The organism is Tropicimonas omnivorans, assembly GCF_031846565.1.
In the GTDB taxonomy this organism is placed as follows: domain Bacteria; phylum Pseudomonadota; class Alphaproteobacteria; order Rhodobacterales; family Rhodobacteraceae; genus Tropicimonas_B; species Tropicimonas_B omnivorans.
In genome coordinates this window covers 177,671-190,713 of record NZ_JAVRHL010000002.1, presented here as the reverse complement: position 1 = coordinate 190,713, position 13,043 = coordinate 177,671, and the positions used below count along the sequence as shown (strand labels likewise).

At 64.1% G+C, this 13,043-nt stretch carries 23 protein-coding genes; all 23 read right to left on the bottom strand.

Annotated elements, in window-relative coordinates:
- Positions 1-81: 81 nt before the first annotated feature.
- The 23 genes from RM543_RS06240 to rplV all read right to left on the bottom strand — a co-directional run bounded on the left by RM543_RS06240 (position 82) and on the right by rplV (position 13,042).
- Positions 82-669, bottom strand: a complete 588-nt coding sequence (locus tag RM543_RS06240) for an acyl-homoserine-lactone synthase (RefSeq protein WP_311690036.1) — start codon at positions 667-669, stop codon at positions 82-84.
- Positions 670-739: 70 nt separating this feature from the next.
- A complete protein-coding gene (locus tag RM543_RS06235) occupies positions 740-1,351 on the bottom strand; it encodes an autoinducer binding domain-containing protein (protein ID WP_432280435.1) in 612 nt (203 codons plus the stop codon).
- 242 nt (positions 1,352-1,593) lie between these two features.
- A complete protein-coding gene (gene rplQ / locus RM543_RS06230; RefSeq protein ID WP_311690034.1) occupies positions 1,594-2,010 on the bottom strand; it encodes a 50S ribosomal protein L17 in 417 nt (138 codons plus the stop codon).
- 122 nt (positions 2,011-2,132) lie between these two features.
- Positions 2,133-3,149 (bottom strand): DNA-directed RNA polymerase subunit alpha, encoded by a 1,017-nt coding sequence (locus RM543_RS06225; RefSeq protein ID WP_116087261.1) that lies wholly within the window; start codon positions 3,147-3,149, stop codon positions 2,133-2,135.
- A 127-nt stretch (positions 3,150-3,276) separates the two neighbouring features.
- Positions 3,277-3,669: a 30S ribosomal protein S11 gene (gene rpsK, locus RM543_RS06220; RefSeq protein WP_311690033.1), complete on the bottom strand. Its 393-nt coding sequence runs from the start codon at positions 3,667-3,669 to the stop codon at positions 3,277-3,279.
- 15 nt (positions 3,670-3,684) lie between these two features.
- Positions 3,685-4,053: a 30S ribosomal protein S13 gene (gene rpsM / locus RM543_RS06215; RefSeq protein WP_116086986.1), complete on the bottom strand. Its 369-nt coding sequence runs from the start codon at positions 4,051-4,053 to the stop codon at positions 3,685-3,687.
- 177 nt (positions 4,054-4,230) lie between these two features.
- Positions 4,231-4,881, bottom strand: coding sequence for an adenylate kinase (locus RM543_RS06210; protein ID WP_311690032.1), 651 nt, complete (start codon positions 4,879-4,881; stop codon positions 4,231-4,233).
- Positions 4,878-6,251, bottom strand: coding sequence for a preprotein translocase subunit SecY (secY, locus tag RM543_RS06205; RefSeq protein WP_116086981.1), 1,374 nt, complete (start codon positions 6,249-6,251; stop codon positions 4,878-4,880). The genes RM543_RS06210 and secY overlap by 4 nt, the downstream gene beginning before the upstream one ends.
- 106 nt (positions 6,252-6,357) lie before the next feature.
- Entirely contained in the window at positions 6,358-6,831 is a 474-nt protein-coding gene (gene rplO / locus RM543_RS06200) for a 50S ribosomal protein L15 (RefSeq protein WP_311690031.1), read from the bottom strand.
- Between the two features lie 141 nt (positions 6,832-6,972).
- Positions 6,973-7,161 (bottom strand): 50S ribosomal protein L30, encoded by a 189-nt coding sequence (rpmD, locus tag RM543_RS06195; RefSeq protein ID WP_311690030.1) that lies wholly within the window; start codon positions 7,159-7,161, stop codon positions 6,973-6,975.
- Positions 7,162-7,164: 3 nt separating this feature from the next.
- Positions 7,165-7,743 carry a 30S ribosomal protein S5 gene (gene rpsE / locus RM543_RS06190; protein ID WP_311690029.1) on the bottom strand — a complete coding sequence of 193 codons (579 nt, stop codon included), beginning with the start codon at positions 7,741-7,743 and terminating at the stop codon, positions 7,165-7,167.
- Between the two features lie 11 nt (positions 7,744-7,754).
- On the bottom strand, positions 7,755-8,114 hold the full coding sequence (gene rplR / locus RM543_RS06185) for a 50S ribosomal protein L18 (RefSeq protein WP_116086973.1): 360 nt from the start codon (positions 8,112-8,114) through the stop codon (positions 7,755-7,757).
- 10 nt (positions 8,115-8,124) lie between these two features.
- On the bottom strand, positions 8,125-8,658 hold the full coding sequence (gene rplF, locus RM543_RS06180) for a 50S ribosomal protein L6 (protein WP_311690028.1): 534 nt from the start codon (positions 8,656-8,658) through the stop codon (positions 8,125-8,127).
- A 12-nt stretch (positions 8,659-8,670) separates the two neighbouring features.
- Positions 8,671-9,060, bottom strand: coding sequence for a 30S ribosomal protein S8 (gene rpsH / locus RM543_RS06175; RefSeq protein ID WP_311690027.1), 390 nt, complete (start codon positions 9,058-9,060; stop codon positions 8,671-8,673).
- Positions 9,061-9,072: 12 nt separating this feature from the next.
- Positions 9,073-9,378, bottom strand: a complete 306-nt coding sequence (rpsN, locus tag RM543_RS06170; protein WP_311690026.1) for a 30S ribosomal protein S14 — start codon at positions 9,376-9,378, stop codon at positions 9,073-9,075.
- Between the two features lie 11 nt (positions 9,379-9,389).
- The gene (rplE, locus tag RM543_RS06165; RefSeq protein ID WP_311690025.1) at positions 9,390-9,953 is read right to left on the bottom strand and encodes a 50S ribosomal protein L5; all 564 of its coding nucleotides are present in this window, start codon (positions 9,951-9,953) and stop codon (positions 9,390-9,392) included.
- Positions 9,946-10,257: a 50S ribosomal protein L24 gene (gene rplX / locus RM543_RS06160; protein WP_311690024.1), complete on the bottom strand. Its 312-nt coding sequence runs from the start codon at positions 10,255-10,257 to the stop codon at positions 9,946-9,948. Before rplX ends, rplE begins: the two co-directional genes overlap by 8 nt.
- Positions 10,257-10,625 carry a 50S ribosomal protein L14 gene (gene rplN, locus RM543_RS06155; RefSeq protein WP_047996064.1) on the bottom strand — a complete coding sequence of 123 codons (369 nt, stop codon included), beginning with the start codon at positions 10,623-10,625 and terminating at the stop codon, positions 10,257-10,259. The genes rplX and rplN overlap by 1 nt, the downstream gene beginning before the upstream one ends.
- Before the next feature lie 79 nt (positions 10,626-10,704).
- On the bottom strand, positions 10,705-10,938 hold the full coding sequence (gene rpsQ, locus RM543_RS06150; protein ID WP_311690023.1) for a 30S ribosomal protein S17: 234 nt from the start codon (positions 10,936-10,938) through the stop codon (positions 10,705-10,707).
- Between the two features lie 4 nt (positions 10,939-10,942).
- Complete coding sequence (gene rpmC / locus RM543_RS06145) at positions 10,943-11,155, bottom strand: 50S ribosomal protein L29 (RefSeq protein WP_311690022.1); 213 nt, start codon at positions 11,153-11,155, stop codon at positions 10,943-10,945.
- A 373-nt stretch (positions 11,156-11,528) separates the two neighbouring features.
- Positions 11,529-11,942 carry a 50S ribosomal protein L16 gene (gene rplP, locus RM543_RS06140; RefSeq protein ID WP_116086957.1) on the bottom strand — a complete coding sequence of 138 codons (414 nt, stop codon included), beginning with the start codon at positions 11,940-11,942 and terminating at the stop codon, positions 11,529-11,531.
- 12 nt (positions 11,943-11,954) lie between these two features.
- Complete coding sequence (gene rpsC / locus RM543_RS06135; protein ID WP_116086955.1) at positions 11,955-12,662, bottom strand: 30S ribosomal protein S3; 708 nt, start codon at positions 12,660-12,662, stop codon at positions 11,955-11,957.
- A complete protein-coding gene (gene rplV / locus RM543_RS06130; RefSeq protein WP_116086953.1) occupies positions 12,662-13,042 on the bottom strand; it encodes a 50S ribosomal protein L22 in 381 nt (126 codons plus the stop codon). The genes rpsC and rplV overlap by 1 nt, the downstream gene beginning before the upstream one ends.
- Position 13,043 lies beyond the last annotated feature (1 nt).

The window sequence follows — 13,043 nt, the reverse complement described above, 5'->3', positions numbered from 1 at the left end:
GGCCCCTCGGCCCCGACCCGCGCGTAGGGCATCGTCCTGCCCTGCGGACGAGGCGCCCCGCCTGAAGGAGTGGGCGGGCCGTTAGTGGACCATGGAGGTCAGGGTGATCTTCACGCACTGGGTGTCCGCGCCATCGATATGCATCACGGGCCCGGCGGCCACGGCATCGAGACCGAACCGCTTGGAGAACCGGGGCCAGCTTGCGGGAATGAGGCAGAGCACCTCCTCGGCACCGAGCTCCCGCGCGGCCTTGCACATCTCGGAGATGAGCTGGGCATGGACGAGGCCGCGGATCTTGTGCGGCACGCTGTTGGAGACGAAGACGCGGCTGCTTTCCCAGACATCGGCGTTCACCGGCGCCTCGAAGTCGAGCAGATCGGCGGGAATCGAGTCCAGAAGGCCCCTCTGAGCGTCCCGGATCATGTATGTATAGATCCCGCAGCGGGCGGTGGTGGGCGTGAGACGGATACCGGCGAGCACCTGCCCCTCCTCGTGCACCGCGATCCAGCGGGACGCGGGCGTGTCGTACTGGTCGTACTCCATGCCCATGGCCTGGGGCAGATCCCAGTTGTTGCGGACGATGAACGAGTCCCGTCTCGCCCTGAGAAGATTGGCGAAGAGCTCGCCGTGATTGTGCATGTTCTCGAAAGAGAGCGTGGTGGCTTGCATAGCAGACTTTCCTCGTTGCTGCTGGTTAAAAACCCCGTACCGTCCTCCGCGGGCAGACCGGAGACCGGCTTCAAATGAGGCGGTTCTCCTGCGCTCTCTGGATTGCCTCCGCAGTCGTCCGGGCCATGAGGCGCGCTCGAGCGGCCGTCAGCCTGGCCTTCAGCGCGCTCTCGGAAATATCGAGCTTCGCGGCCGCGGCAGCATGACGATTCCCTGCTGCAATCAATCGCAGGGCCTCTTTCTGTGCGTGTGTCAGCTTTTCCGGCGGTTCGGTGATCGCATGCAGACGGGTGACGACATCCCCGATTGCGGCGATTTCGTCGTCATCGTACTCCCGGTCGCTTCGGGAGCATCCGACGATGGTCCGGGAGGAGAGCGGCCCCCGGGAGACAACGCATCCGTAGCGCAGACCGAAGCCCGCGGCCTCGTCCAGGATGCCGAACGGATCCGGGATCCCGAGCGCGCTCCAGCGCGCGCTCCCTTCCGTAGAGAAGCCCCACGCGATCATCGGATCACGGAGCGCATATCCACGCGCGGTGTAATGATCGACCCATTCCTGGCGATAGGTCGAAACCGTGATCAGCGGCGCGACAAACCGTATATGCAGACCCGCATGGTATCCCTCGGGAGACATTTTCCCAAGTTTCTCGAGTTCGCGATCTATACCGATATGTCCAGGCATACCTTTTTAGATAGGTTGCCAAGGTTTCGGTCAACGCGCCGCAATTCAATTAAGGAAGATTAATGGCGGCATGTGGGCCATTTACGCCCCTTGTTGCCGTCAAAACCCGGTCCGGTCACCGTGTTGTCACGCAGACCTGACGTCAACCTTGCGTGAGGCCCAAAAAAAGGCGGCCCGGAATGGGGCCGCCTCTTCAATGCACATCATTCTCTCTTCCGCGCGAATTGCGCAGGAAAAAACGATTAATCGTCCGCGTCTTCCTCGACGAGGCGCGCACGGTCCGCCGCGCCCTTCGCATCGGGGTCGCGGTCGACGAGCTCGACGATGGCCATCGGCGCCATGTCGCCATAACGGAAGCCGGCTTTCAGGATGCGGACGTAGCCGCCCTGACGCTCGGCGTAACGCGGGCCGAGCACCTCGAAGAGCTTGGCGACGTGGATGTCCTGCTTGAGCTGCGAGGCGGCCTGACGGCGCGCATGCAGATCGCCGCGCTTGCCGAGGGTGACGAGCTTCTCGACGATGCGGCGAAGCTCCTTCGCCTTGGGCAGCGTCGTCTTGATCTGCTCGTGCTCGATCAGCGAGCCGGACATGTTGGCGAACATCGCCTTGCGATGCTCGTGGGTGCGATTCAGGCGGCGGTATCCGCGGGCGTGACGCATGATGGTCTCCTTACGTGTTTTGCTTTGTCCGGCGGCCGATGCGTGTCAGGCCGCTCTCCTTGGGGCAGATGCCCGGATCGTGGGGCGGGGCACCATACGGCGCCCCAGCCCTCGTCGTCGGATCAGAACTGATCTTCGAACTTCTTCGCCAGGTCCTCGATGTTCTCCGGCGGCCATTCCTCGACGTCCATTCCGAGATGAAGGCCCATGCCCGAGAGCACTTCCTTGATCTCGTTCAGCGACTTGCGGCCGAAGTTCGGCGTCCGCAGCATCTCTGCCTCGGTCTTCTGAATCAGATCGCCAATGTAGACGATGTTGTCGTTCTTCAGGCAGTTGGCAGACCGCACGGACAGTTCGAGCTCGTCTACCTTCTTCAGCAGAAGCGGGTTGAACTCGAGGCCATCGTCGCCCTCATCAGAACGGGCCGATTCCGGCTCGTCGAAGTTGACGAAGATGGACAGCTGGTCCTGCAGGATGCGCGCAGCGTAGGCCACGGCATCGTCGGGGCTGACGGAACCGTCGGTCTCGAGCTTGAGCGTCAGCTTGTCGTAGTCCAGCACCTGCCCTTCACGGGTGGGCTGCACGTCGTAGCTGACCCGCTTGACCGGCGAGTAGATCGCGTCGATCGGGATCAGACCGATCGGAGCGTCCTCGGGGCGGTTCTTGTCCGCCGCGACGTAGCCCTTACCGGTATTGACGGTCAGCTCCATGTAGACGCTGGCGCCCTCGTCCACGTGGCAGATCACGTGGTCCTTGTTCAGCACCTCGATGCCGGCGCTCTCGGAGATGTCGCCGGCGGTGACGATGCCGGGCCCCTTGTACGAGATCGAGACGCGCTTCGGGCCATCCACGTCCATGCGGATCGAGACACCCTTGAGGTTCAGGACGATGTCCGTGACGTCCTCGCGGACGCCGGCAACCGAAGAGAACTCGTGCAGGACGTTGTCGATCTGCACGGAGGTGATAGCGGCGCCCTGCAGCGAGGACATCAGCACACGGCGCAGCGCATTGCCGAGGGTGAGGCCGAAACCGCGCTCCAGGGGTTCCGCGACGACCGTCGCGGAGCGCTGGGGCACGTTGCCAGGCTTCACTTCAAGCTGCATAGGCTTGATGAGTTCCTGCCAGTTCTTATGGATCATGTATGTCGCCTCCATACCTGTTCGGGGCCCATGTCCGTGGCCGCGAACGCCCGAGGTTCAAAATGACGAAAGGGGGCGCCCAAGCCGCCTCTGTGGCAGCCGGGGCGACCCCGATAATCTCGACGGATCAGACGCGGCGACGCTTGGGCGGGCGGCAGCCGTTATGCGCGATGGGAGTGACGTCCCGGATCGCGGTGATGTTGAAGCCGGCTGCGGCGAGGGCGCGAAGCGCGCTTTCACGGCCGGAGCCCGGCCCCTGCACTTCGACTTCCAGCGTCTTCACGCCATGTTCCTGAGCCTTCTTGCCGGCATCTTCGGCGGCCATCTGGGCGGCAAAGGGGGTCGACTTGCGCGAGCCCTTGAAGCCCATGGTGCCGGCGGACGACCATGCGATGGCGTTGCCCTGCACGTCGGAGATCAGGATCTTGGTGTTGTTGAACGAAGAATTCACATGCGCCACACCTGCGGCGATGTTCTTGGAGACCTTCTTGCGCGTGGTCTGACGGCGATCGCGTGCCATGTTCGTGGTCCTCCCTTACTTCTTCTTGCCGGCAATGGCCTTTGCGGGGCCTTTGCGGGTGCGAGCGTTGGTGTGGGTGCGCTGACCGCGCACCGGGAGGTTCCGGCGGTGACGTAGGCCGCGATAGCAGCCGAGATCCATCAGCCGCTTGACGTTCATCTGCACTTCACGGCGCAGGTCGCCCTCGACGGTGAAGTTCGCATCGATATGCTCACGGATCTGGAGAACTTCGCTGTCGGACAGCTCGTTCACGCGGCGAGCCGAATCGATGCCGACGGCCTCACAGATCTGTTTCGCGGAATCCTGGCCGATGCCATGGATGTAGGTCAGCGCAATGGGAACGCGCTTCGCCGTCGGGATGTTGACGCCAGCGATACGTGCCAAGTGATGTGTCCTTTTCCGGTTGCGGTTCCGTAACGCCAGAACCTTTTTTCACAACTGACGACCCGGGGGTGCCTCAAGGCGACCGGGCCGAAAATAAGATTACGCGCGAGGGAATCGTGTTCCCACGCGCGGAAGTCGCCCAATACTGCCAGCGGGAGGAGACGTCAAGCGCCGCGTTTACGCTTTGTCAAGAATCGACGAGATGGCCGAGGACACCGCCCCGATCTCGCCGAGCCCGTCCACGGACGACAGCTCGCCCCTGGCATAGTAATAGCCGATGAGCGGGCTCGTCTTCTTGTAATACTCCAGAAGGCGCTGCTTCAGGCTCTCGGCGTTGTCGTCCGCGCGGCGACGCAGGTCCGTGGAGCCACAATGGTCGCACACCCCCTCCTTCGCCGTCGGCCGGGTCTCGTCGTGGTAGACCTCGCCGCAACTCCCGCAGGTGAACCGCCCGGAGACACGGCGCACCAGCGCCTCGTCCTCGACCTGCATGGAGATCACCGCGTCGAGCGTCTCGCCCCGGCGCCTGAGCAGATCGCCGAGAGCGTCCGCCTGGGCCAGGGTCCGGGGGAACCCGTCGAAGATGAAGCCGCCCTCCGGCCGGTCGCCGGCAAGACGTTCCTCGATCAGGCCGATGACGATCTCGTCGGTCACCAATTCCCCGCGCGCCATGACGTCCGCCACGCGGTTGCCCATCTCGGTCCCGCTATCCTTGGCGGCGCGCAGCATGTCGCCGGTGGAGAGCTGTTCCATGGCCCGCTCCTCCACGAGCGTCCGGGCCTGCGTTCCCTTGCCGGCGCCCGGGGGGCCAAGAAGAATGATGTTCATCGGCGTGCTGTCCCTTTCCTCCCGCCCCGGCGTTTGCCCCGGAGCTGGGACTTCTCAATAAGTCCTTCGTACTGGTGGGCCAAGAGGTGGCTCTGGACCTGCTGGATCGTGTCCATGGTCACCGACACGACAATCAGGACGGACGTGCCGCCGAAGTAGAACGGGATCGCGAACTGCGAGCGGATGATCTCCGGCAGGAGGCAGACGAGCGCCAGGTAGGCCGAGCCGAGCACGAGGATGCGGTTCACGACGTATTCGAGGTAATCCGCGGTGCGCTTGCCGGGCCGGATGCCGGGGATGAACCCGTTCTGGTTCTTGAGGTTGTCCGCCACGTCGTCCGTCTTGAAGGAGACGTTGTGCGTATAGAAGTACGTGAAGAACACGATCATCGCCGCGAAGAACAGCAGGTAGAGCGGCTGCCCCGGCCCGAAATAGGCCAGGATCGTCGACATGACCGGGCCGGACTGCCCCCCGGAGAAGGTGGAGATCGTCGTCGGCAGCAGAAGCAGCGAGGACGCGAAGATCGCCGGGATGACGCCGGCCGGGTTCACCTTGACCGGAAGATGGCTGGTCCCGCCGTCATACATCTTCATGCCGACCTGCCGGCGCGGATACTGGATGTGGATCTTCCGCAGGGCCCGCTCCATGAACACCACGAAGCCGATCACGGCGATGACCATGAGGATCACGCCGATGATGAGAACCGGGCTGATCGTGCCCGAGCGGCCAGAGGCCAGGAACTGCGCCAGCGCGCCCGGGATCTCGGCGATGATGCCGACGAAGATGATGAGCGAGATGCCGTTACCGACGCCGCGCGCGGTGATCTGCTCGCCGAGCCACATCAGGAACATCGTGCCGCCGACGAGCGTGACCACGCAGGAGGCAATGAAGAACAGGCCGGGATCGGCGACGAAGGGGATGCCGTTCGCCTCGCCGGCCTGCAGCGAGACCGCGAGACCGTAAGCCTGGAACGTCGCGAGGAAGACCGTGCCGTACCGGGTGTACTGGTTGATCTTCTTCCGGCCCTGCTCGCCCTCCTTCTTGAGCTGCTCGAGCGAGGGCACGAGGGCCGTCAGGAGCTGCACGATGATGGAGGCGGAGATGTAGGGCATGATGCCGAGGGCGAAGATACCCATCCGGCCGAGCGCGCCGCCGGTGAACATCGACAGGATGCCCCCGATACCGCTGGCCGCATCCTCCATGAAGACGCGCAGGGCGCCGCCGTCGATGCCGGGCACCGGGATGTAGGTGCCGAGGCGGTAGACGATCAGGAGGCCGAGCGTGAACAGGATCCGGCGGCGCAGTTCGGTCGCCTTGCCGAACGCGCCCCAGCTCATGTTGGCGGCCATTTGCTCTGCTGCTGATGCCATGTGCATCGGTCCTTTCATGCAGACGCCGCCGGGCCGGTAAAAACGGCCCGGCGGCGCCGGAATACCAAGGCGAGATGTAAGGGGGTCGGTGCCCCCTCACAACCGCTTATTCAGTCGCAGCCTGGGGCGTCTTCGTCTCGATGGAGCCACCCGCCTTCTCGACCGCGTCCACCGCGGACCTGGAGGCGCCGGCCACCTTGAGCGCGACCTTGGAGGTCAGCTCACCCTTGGCGAGGATGCGCACGCCGTCCAGCTTGCGGCGCACGAGACCGGAGGCGACCAGCGCGTCCTCGTCGATATCGCCCGCTTCGAGCTTGCCCGCATCGATGAACTTCTGCAGCTGGCCGAGGTTGACGACGGCCCATTCCTTGCGGTTCGGCTTGTTGAAGCCGCGCTTCGGAAGGCGCTGGTAGAGCGGCATCTGGCCGCCCTCGTAAGCGTTGATCGCCACGCCCGAACGGGACTTCTGACCCTTGATGCCGCGACCGGCCATCTTGCCCTTGCCGGAGCCGGGGCCGCGCGCGATGCGCTTCTTCTTCGGGGCGGAGCCGATCGCCGGCGCGAGTTCGTTGAGTTTCATGTCGCTCTCTCCTTGCCGGACACACCCCACGAGCGAAGACGGGATGGACACGGCCTGAATGGTGGTGGATCCGCGCCTACGCACGGAAACGGAAGCGACGCCCCCCGGGCCCCGGGAAGCGTCTGGGATCGAAAGCTCGGCTCAGCCGCGCTCTTCGATGATCTCGACCAGATGCGGGATCTTGCGAACCATGCCGCGGATCGAGGGGGTGTCCTCGAGCTCGCGGGTCTTGTGCATCTTGTTCAGCCCGAGGCCGATCAGCGTCTGGCGCTGACTGGCGGGGCGGCGGATCGGAGACCCGATCTGCTTGACGACGATGGTCTTGGCCATGGCTTACGCGTCCTCGGAGACTTGCGCGGACGCCTCGGGGGCCTCTTCACGCTTGGGGAGGATATCCGAGACCTTCTTGCCGCGACGCTGCGCGACATGACGGGGGCTGCTCTCGCGGGAGAGACCCTCCATCGTGGCCCGGATCATGTTGTAGGGGTTCTGCGTGCCGATGGACTTCGCCACGACGTCATGAATCCCCAGCATCTCGAAGATCGCGCGCATCGGACCGCCGGCGATGATGCCGGTACCGGTCGGTGCGGTCCGCATCACGACACGGCCGGCACCGTGGCGCCCTTCGATGTCATGATGCAGTGTGCGGCCCTCGCGCAGCGGAACGCGGATCAGCCCACGCTTCGCCTGCTCGGTGGCCTTGCGGATGGCCTCGGGGACCTCCTTGGCCTTGCCCTTGCCGAAACCGACGCGGCCCTTCTGGTCACCAACCACGACGAGCGCGGCGAAACCGAAGCGCTTGCCGCCCTTCACCGTCTTGCTGACGCGGTTGATCGCCACGAGGCGGTCGGCGAATTCCGGGTTCTCGTCGCGATCGCGACGATTGCCCCGGCGATTGTCATCTCTTGCCATATCCCGTCTCCTCAGAACTTCAGTCCGTTCTCACGTGCGGCATCGGCCAAAGCCTTGATGCCACCGTGGAACAGGAACCCGCCGCGGTCGAAGTAGCATTCCTCGACGCCGGCCGCTTTCGCGCGCTCGGCAATCGCGGCGCCAACCTTGGCCGCTGCCTCGACGTTGTTCTTGCCGACCACGCCGAGATCCGACTCCAGCGAGGAGGCGGCGGCGAGGGTGCGACCCTGAACATCGTCGATCAGCTGGACGCTGATGTTCTTGTTGCTGCGGTGAACCGACAGGCGCGGGCGCCCGACGGCCGTCTTGCGGAGTTTGTTCCGAACGCGCAGACGGCGCTTGAGGAACAGATCTCTTTTACTGTTAGCCATCTTGCCGTCCTTACTTCTTCTTGCCTTCCTTGCGGAAGATATACTCGTCTTTGTACTTGATCCCCTTGCCCTTGTAGGGCTCGGGAGCACGCCATTCGCGGATATTGGCCGCGACCTGGCCGACGAGCTGCTGATCGGACCCCTCGACGACGATCTGCGTGACCTTCGGCGCGGTGATCGTGACGCCCTCGGGCACCGTGAAGTTCACCTCGTGGCTGTAACCGAGGTTCAGTTTCAGGACATCGCCTTGCATCTGAGCCCGGTAGCCGACGCCGTTGATCTCGAGCTCCTTCTTGAAGCCCTCGCTCACGCCGTGGACGAGATTGGCCACCATCGTGCGGGACATGCCCCACTGCTGGCGCGCCCGCTTGGACGTACCGCGCGGGACGACGCTGACGGCGCCATCCTCGACGGACAACGTCACATCGTCGGTGGCGGTGAAGCTGCGGGTGCCCTTGGGGCCCTTCACTTCGACGGTCTGGCCGGAGACTTTCGCCTCAACCCCGGAGGGCAGCGCGACCGGTCTTTTACCAATTCGAGACATCGTGCCCTCCTATCAGAAGATTGTGCAGAGCACTTCGCCGCCCACGTTCTCGGAGCGCGCGGAATGATCCGACATGACACCCTTCGACGTGGAGACGATGGACACGCCCAGGCCCTGACGGACCGACGGGATATCCTTGACGCTCATGTACACCCGGCGGCCGGGCTTGGAGACGCGCTGCAGCTCGCGAATGACCGGCTGGCCTTCGAAATACTTCAGGCTGATCTCGAGTTCGGGGAACGCCCCGTCCTTGATCCGCTCGTAGCCACGGATGTAGCCCTCGCTCGCCAGCACATCGAGCACCCACGCGCGGACCTTGGAGGCCGGCGTGCGTACGGTGGACTTACCACGCATCTGCGCATTGCGGATACGGGTCAGCATATCGCCCAGAGGATCGTTCATACCATACCCTCCTTACCAGCTCGACTTGACCATGCCGGGAATCTGACCTTCGGAGGCCAGCTCGCGCAGCATGATACGGCTCAGGCCCAGCTTGCGGTAATACGCACGCGGACGGCCGGTGAGTGCACAACGGTTGTGAAGCCGCGTGGGGGAAGAGTTCCGCGGAAGCTCGGCCAGCTTGAGCCGGGCCTTGAAGCGCTCCTCCACGGGACGGTTCTCGTCGTTCGCGACATCCTTCAGCGCCTGCCGCTTGGCGGCGTACTTCTCCACCAGCCGCTGGCGCTTCTTCTCGCGCTCGATCATTGCTTTTTTCGCCATGTCGATATTCCTCAGCTGGTAAAGGGCATGTTGAAGTGCTTCAACAGCGCCTTGGCTTCCGCGTCGGTCTTCGCGGTGGTGCAGATGATGATGTCCATGCCCCAGACCTCGTCGACCTTGTCGTACTCGATCTCGGGGAAGACGATGTGCTCTTTCAGGCCCATGGCGTAGTTGCCACGGCCGTCGAAGCTCGTCCCCTTCACGCCGCGGAAGTCCCGCACGCGGGGCAGCGCGATCGTGATCAGGCGATCGAAGAACTCGTACATGCGATCACCGCGGAGCGTGACCTTGGCACCGAGCGGCATTTCCTCACGAACGCGGAAGCCGGCGATCGACTTCTTGGCGCGCGTGACGACGGCCTGCTGGCCGGTCAGCTTGGTCAGGTCATCCTGGGCGGATTTGGCCTTCTTGCTGTCCCGGACGGCCTCGGAGCCCGCGCCGATGTTCAGCACGATCTTGTCGAGACGCGGCACCATCATGCCGTTGGAGTAGGAAAACTCCTCGGACAGCTTGCCGCGGATCTCGTCGCGGTAGAGCTGACGGAAGCGCGGTGTGTAAGTGGTCGAATCAAGCATCGATCACGTCCCCCGTGGTCTTGGCGAAGCGGACCTTCTTGCCGTCCTCGACACGGAAGCCGACGCGCGTCGGCTTGCCGTTCTTGTCGACGAGGGCGAGGTTCGACAGCTCGATCGGCATCGGGACAGGCCGGCGGCCGCCCTGCTGCTGCTGGCTCTGACGGGTGTGGCGAACGGAGACGTTGATGCCTTCCACCACAGCCTTGCCGGACTTGGGATCGACGGACTGGATCGTACCGGTCTGCGTCTTGTCCTTGCCCGCGAGCACGACGACCTTGTCGCCTTTTTTAAGCCTGGCGGCCATCAGAGCACCTCCGGCGCAAGCGAGATGATCTTCATGAAGTTCTTCGCGCGCAGTTCGCGCACCACCGGCCCGAAGATACGAGTGCCGACAGGCTCGCCCGCATTGTTCAGGATGACGGCCGCGTTGCGGTCGAAGCGGATGGCTGTTCCGTCGTCACGACGGACTTCCTTGGCGGTCCGAACGACGACGGCCTTGCGGACATCGCCCTTCTTGACGCGGCCACGCGGAATAGCCTCCTTGACCGACACCACGATGATGTCGCCCACGGAGGCGTATTTACGCTTGGACCCGCCGAGGACCTTGATGCACTGCACCCGGCGTGCGCCGGAATTGTCAGCGACATCCAGATTGGTCTGCATCTGGATCATTAGGTTTCTCCCGACCTTTGGGGGGCGCTGATCGCCCGATCCCCAGGGTTTCGCTCAAACCGGAACGTGGTCCGGGCCGTTATACGGCCTCGACCACCTCCCAGCGCTTGCTCTTCGACACCGGGGCGCATTCCTGGATACGGACTACGTCGCCGGTCTTGAACTTGTTGCCCTCGTCGTGGGCACGGTACTTCTTGGACTTCCGGATCGTCTTTTTCAGAACCGGATGCGTGATGCGGCGCTCGACGAGGACGGTCACGGTGTTAGCGTTCTTGTCGCTCGTCACGGTGCCTTTGAGGATACGCTTGGGCATGGTCTCAGGCCTCCGTCGCGGCGCCGGCCGCCTTTTCGTTCAGAATGGTCAGGACGCGGGCAGTGTCGCGGCGAACCGTACGCATGCGCGCGGTGTTCTCCGCCGCGCCGGTCGCGACCTGGAAGCGCAGGTTGAACGCTTCCTTTTTCAGGCTGACGAGCTGATCGCGCAGCTGATCGGGCGTCTTGTCTCTGAGATCCTTGGCGGTGTTCGCCATGGGTCACCTTTCCTTTCGACATCACGAGAGCGCCCCGTCGGCGGGTAACGCTGATTCCCGTGGAGTTCGTGAATGAGGGGGCCGTCTACGCGCTGCGGGGAGACATTGCAAGCCCTGTCGCGCCGGCCTCTTCCCTCGCCCCTGCCCCGCCGGACCGGAGCGAAGACGTACGGCACTATAGGGGCACGTTTCGTCCGGACCTGAAGGGCGGGAGGACGCGTCGCGGCTGTCCGGTCGGACCTGCCCGCCAGCAATCTGCGCCCCCTCGTAAACCGCGAGTGCCTGGGAGGCGCGCCCCGCTCCCTTGAAACGGAAAAGCCCCCGGCGGACGAACCGCCGGGGGCCTGATCTCTCGATGGCAGGGCCTCTGGCCTTACCAGTCCTCGCGAACCACGAGGCGCGTCTTGATCGGCAGCTTCATGGACGCAAGGCGCAGTGCCTCGCGGGCCACGGCATCGGTGACACCGTCGATCTCGAACATGATCCGGCCCGGCTTCACCTTGGCCGCCCAGAAGTCGACGGAGCCCTTACCCTTACCCATCCGGACTTCGGTGGGCTTCGACGTGACAGGCACGTCCGGGAAGATGCGGATCCAGACACGGCCCTGACGCTTCATGTGACGCGTCATGGCACGACGGGCCGCCTCGATCTGCCGCGCGGTGACGCGCTCGGGCTGCGTCGCCTTCAGACCGTAGGTGCCGAAGTTCAGGTCATACCCGCCCTTCGCCTCGCCGTGGATACGGCCCTTGTGCTGTTTGCGGAACTTGGTGCGCTTTGGTTGCAGCATCTCGTTCTCTCCTTACCGGCCACGACCGCCGCCGCGCGGGGCGGGGCCGTCCTGGATCTCTTGAGCACGACGATCGCGCGCAGCGGGGTCATGCTCCATGATCTCGCCTTTGAAGATCCACACCTTGACACCGATGATGCCGTAGGGCGTCTGACCTTCGGCCAGGGCGTAGTCGATGTCGGCACGAAGCGTGTGCAGGGGCACGCGGCCCTCGCGATACCACTCCGTCCGGGCGATCTCGGCGCCGCCGAGGCGACCCGCGACGTTGACCCGGATGCCGAGCGCACCCATGCGCATGGCGGACTGGACAGACCGCTTCATGGCACGACGGAAGCTGACACGACGCTCGAGCTGCTGCGCGATGCTTTCGGCGACCAGGGCCGCATCCATCTCGGGCTTGCGAACCTCGACGATGTTGAGGTGCAGCTCGCTGTCGGTGATCTTCGCCAGCTTCTTGCGCAGGACCTCGATGTCCGCACCCTTCTTGCCGATGATGACCCCCGGACGCGCCGTGTGGATCGTCACGCGGCACTTGCGGTGCGGGCGCTCGATGATGATCCGGCTGATGCCGGCCTGCTTGCATTCCTTCTCGATGAACTCGCGGATCTTGATGTCCTCGAGCAGAAGGGTGCTGTACTCTTTGGTATCGGCGTACCAGCGGCTGTCCCAGGTGCGGTTGACCTGCAGGCGCATGCCGATCGGATTGACCTTATGACCCATCAGGCTTGCTCCTCGACTTGGCGGACCTTGATCGTGATCTCGGCGAACGGCTTCTGAATCCGGCCGAAGCGACCACGCGCCCGGGGACGGCCGCGCTTCATCACGAGGTTCTTGCCGACCCATGCCTCAGCGACGACGAGCTCGTCGACATCGAGGTTATGGTTGTTCTCGGCATTCGCGATGGCGGACTGCAGACATTTCCGCACGTCCTCGGCGATACGCTTCTTGGAGAAGGTGAGATCGCTGAGAGCGCGCTCGACCTTCTTGCCCCGGATCATGGCCGCGACGAGGTTCAGCTTCTGGGGCGACGTGCGCAGCATGCGGGTCTTCGCCAGAGCCTCGTTCTCCGCCACGCGGCGAGGGTTCTTCTCCTTGCCCATG

What these genes read in the sequence shown, in the direction of transcription:
- RM543_RS06240 (WP_311690036.1), bottom strand. Translation starts at nt 669, where the DNA reads ATGCAAGCCACCACGCTCTCTTTCGAGAACATGCACAATCACGGCGAG.
- RM543_RS06235 (WP_432280435.1), bottom strand. Translation starts at nt 1,351, where the DNA reads ATGCCTGGACATATCGGTATAGATCGCGAACTCGAGAAACTTGGGAAA.
- rplQ (WP_311690034.1), bottom strand. Translation starts at nt 2,010, where the DNA reads ATGCGTCACGCCCGCGGATACCGCCGCCTGAATCGCACCCACGAGCAT.
- RM543_RS06225 (WP_116087261.1), bottom strand. Translation starts at nt 3,149, where the DNA reads ATGATCCATAAGAACTGGCAGGAACTCATCAAGCCTATGCAGCTTGAA.
- rpsK (WP_311690033.1), bottom strand. Translation starts at nt 3,669, where the DNA reads ATGGCACGCGATCGCCGTCAGACCACGCGCAAGAAGGTCTCCAAGAAC.
- RM543_RS06210 (WP_311690032.1), bottom strand. Translation starts at nt 4,881, where the DNA reads ATGAACATCATTCTTCTTGGCCCCCCGGGCGCCGGCAAGGGAACGCAG.
- secY (WP_116086981.1), bottom strand. Translation starts at nt 6,251, where the DNA reads ATGGCATCAGCAGCAGAGCAAATGGCCGCCAACATGAGCTGGGGCGCG.
- rplO (WP_311690031.1), bottom strand. Translation starts at nt 6,831, where the DNA reads ATGAAACTCAACGAACTCGCGCCGGCGATCGGCTCCGCCCCGAAGAAG.
- rpmD (WP_311690030.1), bottom strand. Translation starts at nt 7,161, where the DNA reads ATGGCCAAGACCATCGTCGTCAAGCAGATCGGGTCTCCGATCCGCCGC.
- rpsE (WP_311690029.1), bottom strand. Translation starts at nt 7,743, where the DNA reads ATGGCAAGAGATGACAATCGCCGGGGCAATCGTCGCGATCGCGACGAG.
- rplR (WP_116086973.1), bottom strand. Translation starts at nt 8,114, where the DNA reads ATGGCTAACAGTAAAAGAGATCTGTTCCTCAAGCGCCGTCTGCGCGTT.
- rplF (WP_311690028.1), bottom strand. Translation starts at nt 8,658, where the DNA reads ATGTCTCGAATTGGTAAAAGACCGGTCGCGCTGCCCTCCGGGGTTGAG.
- rpsH (WP_311690027.1), bottom strand. Translation starts at nt 9,060, where the DNA reads ATGAACGATCCTCTGGGCGATATGCTGACCCGTATCCGCAATGCGCAG.
- rpsN (WP_311690026.1), bottom strand. Translation starts at nt 9,378, where the DNA reads ATGGCGAAAAAAGCAATGATCGAGCGCGAGAAGAAGCGCCAGCGGCTG.
- rplE (WP_311690025.1), bottom strand. Translation starts at nt 9,953, where the DNA reads ATGCTTGATTCGACCACTTACACACCGCGCTTCCGTCAGCTCTACCGC.
- rplX (WP_311690024.1), bottom strand. Translation starts at nt 10,257, where the DNA reads ATGGCCGCCAGGCTTAAAAAAGGCGACAAGGTCGTCGTGCTCGCGGGC.
- rplN (WP_047996064.1), bottom strand. Translation starts at nt 10,625, where the DNA reads ATGATCCAGATGCAGACCAATCTGGATGTCGCTGACAATTCCGGCGCA.
- rpsQ (WP_311690023.1), bottom strand. Translation starts at nt 10,938, where the DNA reads ATGCCCAAGCGTATCCTCAAAGGCACCGTGACGAGCGACAAGAACGCT.
- rpmC (WP_311690022.1), bottom strand. Translation starts at nt 11,155, where the DNA reads ATGGCGAACACCGCCAAGGATCTCAGAGACAAGACGCCCGATCAGCTG.
- rplP (WP_116086957.1), bottom strand. Translation starts at nt 11,942, where the DNA reads ATGCTGCAACCAAAGCGCACCAAGTTCCGCAAACAGCACAAGGGCCGT.
- rpsC (WP_116086955.1), bottom strand. Translation starts at nt 12,662, where the DNA reads ATGGGTCATAAGGTCAATCCGATCGGCATGCGCCTGCAGGTCAACCGC.
- rplV (WP_116086953.1), bottom strand. Translation starts at nt 13,042, where the DNA reads ATGGGCAAGGAGAAGAACCCTCGCCGCGTGGCGGAGAACGAGGCTCTG.